The organism is Stenotrophomonas sp. STEN087, from assembly GCF_056759115.1.
The window spans coordinates 1-10,542 of the sequence record NZ_JBRRCR010000114.1 but is presented as its reverse complement, the minus strand read 5'-3'; the positions used below and the strand labels follow the sequence as shown (position 1 = coordinate 10,542).

Genomic DNA, 10,542 nt, shown 5'->3' with positions numbered 1-10,542 from the left:
GGGGGCGCCGTGCACCCGCACCCGGGGGCCGCGGTGGCCTAAGTGCGGGTGGAGCGGCTGCGCCGCTACGGAAAATTAACCGGTAGTGCCGGCCGCGGGCCGGCAACCCCGTCGTGCATCCGGGGTCAGAGCCCCCTGCGGGGGATCCGACCCCGGCCCCCCCCTGGGGATCCGACCCCACCCCCGGGCTACCCCCGATTCAGGCTGTTCAGGCAGAATCGCCCCATACCCTTCCAGGATCTGCCCATGCGCCTTCTGCTGCTGTCGTCCCTGCTGCTCACCGTCACGGCCTGCACCTGGGTGCCGATGGAACCGGCCGGAAAGACGGTACGGGTGCTCCCGGCCGGCCCGTTGCCGGCAGGCTGCATCACCAAGGGTGAGGTCGTGGTCACCGTGAAGAGCAAGGTCGGCTTCTACAACCGCAACCCGCTGCGCGTGCAGGAAGAGCTGGAAACCCTGGCCCGCAACGAGGCCCCCAGTGCCGGCGCCAACGCCGTGCAGGCCGCTGCGGCCCCGGCCGACGGCAGCCAGCGTTTCGCCGCCTTCCAGTGCCCGCCGCGCTGAACGGGGACCATACGGCCAAGGCTGAATTCGTAAAGATGCGGTGAAAGCCCGGGGGTTATAGAATAGCGCCCCCTTTTGCCTGAGCCTTGGCGCTAACCTCGATGCTTTTCAAGAATGTCTCGATCGCCGGCCTGGCACACGTCGACGCGCCGCATACGCTGACGACCAAGGAAATCAACGAACGGCTGCAGCCGACGTTGGATCGCCTCGGCATCCGCACCGACGTGCTCGGCGATATCGCCGGCATCCACGCCCGCCGCCTGTGGGACCACGGCGTCCTCGCCTCCGATGCCGCCACCATGGCCGGCCGCAAGGCGCTGGAAGACGCCGGCATCACCGCCGGCCAGGTTGGCCTGCTGGTCAACACCTCGGTCAGCCGCGACTACCTGGAGCCGTCCACGGCCTCCATCGTCTCCGGCAACCTCGGCGTCAGCGACGAGTGCATGACCTTCGATGTCGCCAATGCCTGCCTGGCCTTCATCAACGGCATGGACATCGCCGCACGCATGCTTGAGCGCGGTGACATCGACTACGCGCTGGTGGTGGACGGCGAGACCGCCAACCTGGTGTACGAAAAGACCCTGGAGCGGATGACCGCCCCGGACGTCACCGCCGACGACTTCCGCAACGAGCTGGCCGCCCTGACCACCGGTTCGGGTGCCGCCGCCATGGTGATGGCGCGCTCGGAGCTGGTGCCCGACGCCCCGCGCTACAAGGGTGGCGTGACCCGCTCGGCCACCGAGTGGAACCAGCTGTGCCTGGGCAACCTGGACCGCATGGTCACCGATACTCGCCTGCTGCTGATCGAAGGCATCAAGCTGGCGCAGAAGACCTTTGCCGCCGCCAAGATCGCCCTCGGCTGGGCCGTGGAGGAACTGGACCAGTTCGTCATCCACCAGGTCAGCCAGCCGCACACCGCCGCGTTCATCAAGAACTTCGGCATCGACCCGAAGAAGGTCATGACCATCTTCGGTGAGCACGGCAACATCGGCCCGGCCTCGGTGCCGATCGTGCTGAGCAAGCTCAAGCAGCTGGGCAAGCTGAAGAAGGGCGATCGCATCGCGCTTCTGGGCATCGGCTCGGGCCTGAACTGCTCGATGGCTGAAGTGGTCTGGTAAGCAGCCCGCTGCGTTGATTCCAAGGGCCGGTTCTACCGGCCCTTTCTACAGGTGCGATCCGATGTCCCAGCTTCCCGGTTACCCCGCCCACCCGCAGCGTTTCGAGGTCCGTCCCGGCCTGTCGATGAGCTATCTCGACGAAGGCCCGCGCGATGGCGAGGTGGTGGTGATGGTGCACGGCAACCCGTCGTGGAGCTATTACTGGCGCACGTTGGTGGCCGGCCTGTCGGACAAGTACCGCTGCATCGTGCCGGACCACATCGGCATGGGCCTGTCGGACAAGCCCGACGACCAGCGCTACGAGTACACCCTGCAGTCGCGCGTGGATGACCTGGAGGCGCTGCTGAAGCACCTGGGCGTCACCGGCCCGGTCACCCTGGCCGTGCACGACTGGGGCGGCATGATCGGCTTCGGCTGGGCGCTGTCGCACCACGCGCGGGTGAAGCGCCTGGTGGTGCTCAACACCGCCGCCTTCCCGATGCCGGCGGCCAAGAAGATGCCGTGGCAGATCGGGCTGGGCCGCCACTGGAAGATCGGCGAGTGGATCATCCGCACCTTCAATGCGTTCTCGTCCGGTGCCTCGTGGCTGGGCGTGGAACGGAAGATGCCGGCCGACGTGCGCCGCGCCTACGTGTCGCCGTACAACAGCTACGCCAACCGCATCAGCACCATCCGCTTCATGCAGGACATCCCGCTGTCGCCGGCCGACAAGGCCTGGTCGCTGCTGGAGCGCGCCGGCAAGGCGCTGCCGTCCTTCGCCGACCGCCCGGCCTTCATCGGCTGGGGCCTGCGCGACTTCGTGTTCGACCACCACTTCCTGGAAGGCTTCCAGGCCGCGCTGCCGAAGGCCCAGGTGCACGCCTTCGAGGATGCCGGGCATTACGTGCTGGAAGACAAGCACGAAGTGCTGGTGCCGGAAATCCGCGCCTTCCTGGACGCGAACCCGCTCTGATGGATGTGCGGGGTCGGATCCCTCTCGCAGAGAGGGCTCTGACCCCATCCAGGCAATCCGGGGTCAGAGCCGTTTCTGCGAAACGGGTCCGACCCCAGGCCTCAGGCCGCGATCGGGTTGTTGTCGCCGCCTTCCCAATCCGCCGCGGTCAGCGGGTCCAGGCCATAGGCGATGCGCGCCTTGTCGCACTGCGGGCTGGCCTTGCCGTATTCCCACGACGCATCCACCTCGCGGCACACGCTGGGCCGGTTGGGGTGGATGGTGCAGCGCGAATAGACGCCGATCTGCGCGTCCAGCGCCACGCAGCGCACCGGCTTGGAGTGCGTGCCGCGCATGCACAGGCGGTGCGGGTCCAGCACTTCGGTCAGCTGGTGCGGCACGCCGCCGGGGGTGACCTCGTCCGATTCCATCCAGTGGAAGGCCACGCGGTATTGGGTGCAGCAGGCGCCGCAGGTCATGCAGGGATGTTGCATGGGCAAGCCGCCTCGGGTGGCAGTGGGAATCGGGAACGAGGCTGCGGATTTTCCACGAAGCGGGCGGCCGCGCAAGAAATTCCGTAAGCGGCGACAATGAACGGATGAACGGACCCTGCAATATCGCGGCGCGGCTGCCTGAACTGGCCCGCGAACGCCCTGACCAGATCGCCATCCGTTGCCCCGGCCGCCGTGGTGCCGGCAACGGCATGGCCGCCTACGACGTGACCCTGGACTACCGGCAGCTGGACGCCCGCAGCGACGCCATGGCCGCCGGCCTGGCCGGCTACGGCATCGGCCGCGGCGTGCGCACGGTGGTGATGGTGCGGCCCTCGCCGGAGTTCTTCCTGCTGATGTTCGCCCTGTTCAAGCTGGGTGCGGTGCCGGTGCTGGTCGACCCGGGCATCGACAAGCGCGCGCTGAAGCAGTGCCTGGACGAAGCGCAGCCGGAGGCCTTCATCGGCATCCCGCTGGCCCACGTGGCGCGGCTGGCGCTGCGCTGGGCGCCGTCGGCCACCCGCCTGGTCACCGTCGGCCGCCGCCTGGGCTGGGGCGGGACCACCCTGGCTGCGCTGGAGCGCGCCGGCGCCAGCGGCGGCCCGATGCTGGCCGCCACCGATGGCGAGGACATGGCCGCCATCCTGTTCACCAGCGGCTCCACCGGCGTGCCCAAGGGCGTGGTCTACCGCCACCGCCATTTCGTCGGCCAGATCGAACTGCTGGGCAACGCCTTCGGCATGGAAGCGGGCGGGGTGGACCTGCCGACCTTCCCGCCGTTCGCGCTGTTCGACCCGGCGCTGGGGCTGACCTCGGTCATTCCGGACATGGACCCGACCCGGCCGGCGCAGGCCGACCCGGCGCGGCTGCACGATGCCATCCAGCGTTTCGGCGTGACCCAGCTGTTCGGTTCGCCGGCATTGATGCGCGTGTTGGCCCGCCATGGCCGGCCGCTGCCCTCGGTCACCCGGGTCACCTCGGCCGGCGCCCCGGTGCCGCCGGACGTGGTGGCCACCATCCGCCGCCTGCTGCCGGGCGATGCGCAGTTCTGGACGCCCTATGGCGCCACCGAATGCCTGCCGGTGGCCGTGGTGGAAGGGCGCGAGCTGGAGCGTACCCGTGCCGCCACCGAAGCCGGCGCCGGCACCTGCGTGGGCAGCGTGGTCGCGCCCAACGAGGTGCGCATCATCGCCATCGACGATGCGCCGCTGCCCGAGTGGTCGCAGGCCAGCGTGCTGGCCATCGGCGAGGTGGGCGAGATCACCGTGGCCGGGCCCACCGCCACCGATACCTACTTCAACCGCCCGCAGGCCACCGCCGCGGCGAAGATCCGCGAAACCCTGGCCGATGGCAGCACCCGCGTGGTGCACCGCATGGGCGACGTCGGCTACTTCGACGCGCAGGGCCGCCTGTGGTTCTGCGGGCGCAAGACCCAGCGCGTGGAAACCGCGCACGGGCCGCTGTACACCGAACAGATCGAGCCGGTGTTCAACACCGTGCCCGGCGTGGCCCGCACCGCGCTGGTGGGCGTGGGTGCTGCCGGTGCGCAGGTGCCGGTGCTGTGCGTGGAGCTGCAGCGCGGCCAGTCCGACAGCCCGGCGCTGCAGGAGACCCTGCGCGCGCATGCGGCCACCCACGCTGCCGAGGCCGGCCTGCAGCACTTCCTGGTGCATCCGGCCTTCCCCGTCGATATCCGTCACAACGCCAAGATCGGCCGCGAGAAGCTCGCCGTCTGGGCCCGCGCCCAACTGGAGAAGCGCGCATGAAGATCCTGGTCACCGGTGGTGGTGGTTTCCTTGGCCAGGCGCTGTGCCGCGGGCTGCTTGAACGTGGCCACCAGGTGCTGGCCTTCAACCGCAGCCACTACCCGGAACTGCAGGCGATGGGCGTGGGCCAGATCCGTGGTGACCTGGCCGATGCGCAGGCGGTGCTGCATGCCGTGGCCGGCGTCGACGCGGTGCTGCACAACGGCGCCAAGGCCGGTGCCTGGGGCAGCTACGACAGCTATCACCAGGCCAACGTGGTCGGCACCGACAACGTCATCGCCGCCTGCCGCGCGCACGGCATCGGCAAGCTGGTCTACACCTCCACGCCCAGCGTGACCCACCGCGCCACCCATCCGGTGGAAGGGCTGGGCGCGGACGAAGTGCCCTACGGCGAGAACTTCCAGGCGCCGTATGCGGCGACCAAGGCGATTGCCGAACAGCGCGTGCTGGCCGCCAACGACGCCACGCTGGCCACCGTGGCGCTGCGCCCGCGGCTGATCTGGGGCCCGGGTGACCAGCAGCTGGTACCGCGCCTGGCCCAGCGCGCCCGCCAGGGCCGCCTGCGCCTGGTCGGTGATGGCAGCAACAAGGTCGACACCACCTACATCGACAACGCCGCGCTTGCGCACTTCCTCGCCTTGGATGCGCTGGCGCCGGGTGCGGCCTGTGCCGGCAAGGCCTACTTCATTTCCAACGGCGAACCGCTGCCGATGCGCGAGCTGCTCAACAAGCTGCTGGCGGCCGTCGGCGCGCCGGCCGTGGAGAAGACCCTCAGCTTCAAGACCGCCTATCGCATCGGCGCGATCAGTGAACGCCTGTGGCCGCTGCTGCGGCTGCCGGGCGAACCGCCGTTGACCCGCTTCCTGGCCGAACAGCTGTGTACGCCGCACTGGTACAGCATGGAACCGGCGCGTCGTGATTTCGGTTACGTGCCGCAGGTCAGCATCGAAGAAGGGCTGCGCCGCCTGAAGGCCGCGTCGTGACGACAGCGTCACGGCGCTGAAGGCTTCATCAGCCGCAGAGATCGCCGTCACCGGTTGCACACCGGCAGATCCGCAGGATGGTCCCAACGCCACACCGGCCGGACCACCCGCGAGGAACGCCATGCTGCATTACGCCATCATTTTCTTTGTCATCGCCATCATCGCCGCCGTGCTCGGTTTCTCCGGCATTGCCGGTGCCGCCACGAACATCGCCTGGATCCTGTTCGTCGTCTTCCTGATCCTTGCGGTGATCTCGATGTTCCGCAAGCGCGGGTAGCCGATTCCGCTTTCTGTAGAGTCGAGCCGTGCTCGACTGATCACAACCCAGTCGAGCATGGCTCGACTCTACAGAAGGCCGTTACACCAGCGCCCGATCGGCCGCGTGCCGTTCCAGCGCCAGTTCAATCAACCGCGTGATCAGCGCGGTATAGCCCAACCCGCTGGCGCCCCACAGCTTGGGGTACATGCTGATGCGGGTGAAGCCGGGCAGGGTGTTGATCTCGTTGATGACGATCTGCCCATCCGCGGTGAGGAATACATCCACCCGCGCCATGCCCGCACATTCCAGTACTTGGTAAGCCTGCAGCGCGATCTGCTGGATGCGTGCCTGCGCAACGCCATCGATCGCCGCCGGCACCACCACGTCCGCCCCATCGGGGTTGATGTACTTGGTGTCGTAGGCATAGAACTCGTCGTGCACCACCACCTCGCCGCAGACACTGGCCTGCGGTAGATCGTTGCCGAGCACCGCGCACTCGATCTCACGGCCGACCACGGCCGACTCCACCAGCACCTTGTGGTCATGCCGCAGCGCCAGCTGCAGTGCATCGGCGAACTCGCCGGCCTGCTTGACCTTGCTGACCCCCACCGACGACCCCTGGTTGGCCGGCTTGACGAACAGCGGCAGCCCCAGCTGCGCGATCAGCGCCTGCACATCCACCTTCGCTGCCTCGTGGCGGCGGATGCACACCCATGGCGCCACCGGCAGCCCCGCATCGCGCAGCAGCCGCTTGGCCACGTCCTTGTCCATCGCCGCCGCCGAGCCCAGCACCGGCGAACCCACGAAGGGCAGGTTGGCCATGCGCAGCAGCCCCTGCAGCGCGCCATCCTCACCCAGCGGCCCGTGCACGATGGGCAGCACCACATCGATCTGGCCGAGCGCGGTGGACGCATCCACCAGCTGCAGCTGCGCCTGCCCGGCACCGGGCCGCACCGCCAGCGCCGTGCCCGAAGGGTGCAGCGCGATGCGTGCCGGATCATCGGCATTGATCAGAAAGGTCTCGGGCTGGCTGAGGTGCCACTGGCCCTGCTTGTCGATGCCCACCAGCACCGGCTCGAAGCGCTCGCGATCGAGCGCATCGAGAATGTTCTTCGCCGACTGCAGCGACACTTCGTGCTCGGAGGACATGCCCCCGAAAATGATCCCGACCCGGGTCCGTGCCATGCGTGTTGTCCTGTGTAACAAGGCCACACAGCATGAACCTTTCATGGCCCACCAGGTGAGGCACGCATGAATCACCCATGGGGTCAGAGCCCGTTGCACAGCAACGGGATCCGACCCCGTGCCGCCCCACCCCGGGCCCCCCCCCAAGCCCGAGGCCGGTCCGCCAGCGCCCCGGGTAACGGCGCCAGGCCGGGGGGGGGGTGCGGGTGGGGGGGGCGGGGGGGACGCCGGGCCCAAGCCCCCCACCCACGCAGGTAGAATGCATACATGGCTCTCTCCCTGCTCTCGTCCCTCAAGCCAGTCGCCGGCCGCGCCCTGCAGACCGCACTGAACCGCGCACTGGCGCTGGATCCGGATACCCGGCACGCCCTGGCCAGCCTCGACGGCCGCCACATCGACCTGACCCTGGACGCCCCGTCGCTGGCGATGCGCATCAGCGTCGATGGCGACATGCTGCGCGTCGGCCCGGTGGATGCACAGGAAGCCGATTTGGCCGTGCGCAGCAGCCTGGCCGGCGTGCTCGCCCAGCTGCCGCTGCTGGCCAATGCCCGCCGCGGCAACGACAACGGCAAGGGCCGCGTGCGCGTGGCCGGCGACGCCGAACTGGCCCGCCGCCTGCAGCAGCTGGCCAAGGGCTTCGACCCCGACTGGCAGCAGCCCTTCGTCAGCGTGTTCGGCGAAGTGCTCGGCGTGCAGGTTGCCAACACCCTGCGCAGCGCCCTGCAGCACGCGCGCCAGGGCGCCATCGACCTGGCCCACAGCGCCGCCGAATTCATTACCGAGGAGTCGCGCGACGTGGTGCCACGTGCCGAACTGGATGCCTTCCACGACGACGTAGACGTGCTGCGTGACGACGTCGAGCGCCTCGGCGCACGCGTGCAGCGCCTGCGGGGTGCCGCATGAAGGCGCTGCTGCGGGCCAACCGCATCGGCCGCGTCATCCTGCGCTACCGCCTCGACGACCTGCTGCAGGGCACCCCGGCCGAGCGCTGGCTGCGCCTGGCCAAGCCCTTCGTACCGCGTGCCTCGGCCGACATCGCCTCGCAGTCGCGCGGCGCGCGCCTGCGCCTGGCGCTGCAGGACCTGGGCCCGATCTTCGTCAAGTTCGGCCAGATCCTGTCCACCCGCCGCGACCTGGTGCCGCCGGACGTGGCCAACGAACTGACCCTGCTGCAGGACCGGGTCAAGCCCTTCGATGGCGACACCGCGCGCCGCATCGTTGAAGAAGCGCTGGGCCTGCCGGTCAGCGAAGCCTTCGCCAGCTTCGACACCGAGCCGCTGGCCTCGGCCTCGATCGCGCAGGTGCATGCCGCGACCCTCGCCGATGGCCGCCAGGTGGTGGTGAAGGTGCTGCGCCCCGGCATCGAGAAGCAGATCGACGCCGACATCGCCCTGCTCAATTCACTGGCCGCGCTGGTCGAACGCACCCACCCGCGTGCCGACAAGATCCGCCCGCGCGAAGTGGTGGCCGAAGTCGAGAACACCCTGGCCGCCGAGCTGGACCTGCAGCGCGAAGGCGCCAATGCCAGCGTGCTGCGCCGCTTCTGGGAAAACAGCGACGACCTGTACGTGCCGGAAGTGATCTGGAGCCACACCGCCGAGCGCGCGCTGACCCTGGAACGGGTGTGGGGCATTCCCTCCGATGACATCGTCGCGCTGGACAAGGCCGGCATCGACCGCAAGGCGCTGGCCGCCAAGGGCGTGCGGGTGTTCTACACCCAGGTGTTCCGCGACAACTTCTTCCACGCCGATGCGCACGCCGGCAACATCTGGGTCGACACCGATCCGGCGCGCCGCGACAACCCGCGCTTCATCGCGCTGGATTTCGGCATCATGGGCCAGCTCTCGCAGGAAGATCAGTACTACCTGGCCGAGAACTTCATGGCCATCTTCAACCGCGATTACCGCCGCATCGCCGAACTGCACGTGCAGGCGCGCTGGATGCCGGACAACGTGCGCATCGATGACCTGGAAGCAGCGGTGCGGTCGGTGTGCGAACCGTACTTCACCCGCCCGCTCTCGCAGATTTCGCTGGCCGAGGTGCTGCTGAAGCTGTTCCGGGTGGCCCAGCGCTACCAGCTGACCCTGCAGCCGCAGCTGATCCTGCTGCAGAAGACCCTGCTGAACATCGAAGGCGTGGGCCGCCAGCTGGACCCGCAGATCGACATCTGGGCGGTGGCCAAGCCGGTGCTGGCGAAGATCCTGCGCGAGCGTTACAGCCCGCGCCGGGTCGTGCGCGAGATCGGCAAGCGCCTGCCGGAAATCATGACCCACGCGCCGGACATGCCGCGCCTGGTGCACGCCTGGCTGACCCAGCAGGTGGAAGGCCGCCACGAACTGGCGATGCGCTCGCGTGACCTGGTCACCCTTGATGCCAGCCTGCAGCGCCTGCAGAAGCGCGCGGTCGGTGCCATCACCGGCGTTGGCCTGCTGGCCATCGCCACGCTGATGTACGTGCTGCAGCCGCCGGGCTGGTACTGGGGCGACCTGCCGGTGCTGAGTCTGGGTGCCGCCGCAGTCGGGGCGTTCGCCCTGGCCCGCGCGTGGTGGCGGTGAGCGCCGCCCTGCAAGCGCTGAAGGACGAACTGGCCCGCCACGGCGCGGCCAACGATGCGCGCGAGACCGAACGCGGCCGGCGCATGCTGAACATCACCGCCGACACCGGCGAGCTGCTGTCGGTGCTGGTGCGTTTCGGCCAGGCGCGGCGGGTGCTGGAAATCGGCACCTCCAATGGTTATTCCACGCTGTGGCTGGCTGAAGCCGCCGCAGCCATCGATGGCCACGTCACCACGCTGGAGTACGCCGCCGACAAGGTCGCGCTGGCGCAGGCGAATTTCGAACGCAGCGGCCTGGCCGGGTGCATCCGCCTGGTGCACGGCGATGCCGGGGAATGGCTGGCCAGCGCCGCCGATGCCAGCATCGACCTGCTGTTCCTCGATTCGGACCGCGAACAGTACGCCGGCTGGTGGCCGCAGCTGCGTCGCGTGCTGCGCCCCGGCGGCCTGCTGGTAGTCGACAACGCCACCTCGCACGCCGCACAGATGGAACCGCTGCGCGCGCTGCTGGATGCCGACGCGGACTTCAGCACCAGCCTGGTACGGGTGGGCAACGGCGAACTGCTGGCCGTGCGCAACAGCTGAGCATCGGTAGGTAGTGCCGGCCCAGGGCCAGGACCGAAAGCCAAGCCCGCCAGCGCCCCGCTCAGCCGCCATAAGTTGGCAGCCCCGCGAAAAGCCCGGTGACGCC

At 69.0% G+C, this 10,542-nt stretch carries 11 protein-coding genes; 9 read left to right on the top strand and 2 right to left on the bottom strand.

The window, feature by feature from the left end; all coding sequences use genetic code 11:
- Positions 1–246 precede the first annotated feature (246 nt).
- From ACVOK1_RS19075 to ACVOK1_RS19065, 3 genes are all read left to right on the top strand, one after another.
- Entirely contained in the window at positions 247–564 is a 318-nt protein-coding gene (locus ACVOK1_RS19075; RefSeq protein WP_108767322.1) for a DUF4156 domain-containing protein, read from the top strand.
- Between the two features lie 101 nt (positions 565–665).
- Positions 666–1,682 carry a 3-oxoacyl-ACP synthase III gene (locus tag ACVOK1_RS19070; protein WP_116865279.1) on the top strand — a complete coding sequence of 339 codons (1,017 nt, stop codon included), beginning with the start codon at positions 666–668 and terminating at the stop codon, positions 1,680–1,682.
- Between the two features lie 61 nt (positions 1,683–1,743).
- Positions 1,744–2,634 carry an alpha/beta fold hydrolase gene (locus ACVOK1_RS19065; protein ID WP_481562941.1) on the top strand — a complete coding sequence of 297 codons (891 nt, stop codon included), beginning with the start codon at positions 1,744–1,746 and terminating at the stop codon, positions 2,632–2,634.
- Positions 2,635–2,735: 101 nt separating this feature from the next.
- On the opposite strand, the gene ACVOK1_RS19060 is transcribed toward ACVOK1_RS19065, so the two are convergent.
- A complete protein-coding gene (locus ACVOK1_RS19060) occupies positions 2,736–3,107 on the bottom strand; it encodes a YkgJ family cysteine cluster protein (RefSeq protein ID WP_108767324.1) in 372 nt (123 codons plus the stop codon).
- Positions 3,108–3,211: 104 nt separating this feature from the next.
- Between ACVOK1_RS19060 and oleC the strand changes: the two genes are divergently transcribed.
- The 3 genes from oleC to ACVOK1_RS19045 all read left to right on the top strand — a co-directional run bounded on the left by oleC (position 3,212) and on the right by ACVOK1_RS19045 (position 6,130).
- Positions 3,212–4,870 carry an olefin beta-lactone synthetase gene (gene oleC, locus ACVOK1_RS19055; protein WP_481562940.1) on the top strand — a complete coding sequence of 553 codons (1,659 nt, stop codon included), beginning with the start codon at positions 3,212–3,214 and terminating at the stop codon, positions 4,868–4,870.
- Positions 4,867–5,853 (top strand): 2-alkyl-3-oxoalkanoate reductase, encoded by a 987-nt coding sequence (gene oleD / locus ACVOK1_RS19050; protein WP_108767326.1) that lies wholly within the window; start codon positions 4,867–4,869, stop codon positions 5,851–5,853. Before oleC ends, oleD begins: the two co-directional genes overlap by 4 nt.
- A 121-nt stretch (positions 5,854–5,974) precedes the next feature.
- Complete coding sequence (locus ACVOK1_RS19045) at positions 5,975–6,130, top strand: DUF1328 domain-containing protein (RefSeq protein WP_005407633.1); 156 nt, start codon at positions 5,975–5,977, stop codon at positions 6,128–6,130.
- Between the two features lie 81 nt (positions 6,131–6,211).
- On the opposite strand, the gene ddlA is transcribed toward ACVOK1_RS19045, so the two are convergent.
- Positions 6,212–7,297 (bottom strand): D-alanine--D-alanine ligase, encoded by a 1,086-nt coding sequence (gene ddlA / locus ACVOK1_RS19040; protein ID WP_481562939.1) that lies wholly within the window; start codon positions 7,295–7,297, stop codon positions 6,212–6,214.
- Between the two features lie 267 nt (positions 7,298–7,564).
- Between ddlA and ACVOK1_RS19035 the strand changes: the two genes are divergently transcribed.
- Genes ACVOK1_RS19035 through ACVOK1_RS19025 form a run of 3 tightly spaced genes read left to right on the top strand, consistent with a single transcriptional unit; the run spans position 7,565 to position 10,436 of the window.
- A complete protein-coding gene (locus ACVOK1_RS19035; RefSeq protein ID WP_108767328.1) occupies positions 7,565–8,200 on the top strand; it encodes a ubiquinone biosynthesis accessory factor UbiJ in 636 nt (211 codons plus the stop codon).
- Entirely contained in the window at positions 8,197–9,852 is a 1,656-nt protein-coding gene (gene ubiB, locus ACVOK1_RS19030; protein WP_200753514.1) for a ubiquinone biosynthesis regulatory protein kinase UbiB, read from the top strand. Before ACVOK1_RS19035 ends, ubiB begins: the two co-directional genes overlap by 4 nt.
- On the top strand, positions 9,849–10,436 hold the full coding sequence (locus tag ACVOK1_RS19025; RefSeq protein ID WP_481562938.1) for an O-methyltransferase: 588 nt from the start codon (positions 9,849–9,851) through the stop codon (positions 10,434–10,436). Before ubiB ends, ACVOK1_RS19025 begins: the two co-directional genes overlap by 4 nt.
- The last annotated feature ends 106 nt before the right edge of the window (positions 10,437–10,542 follow it).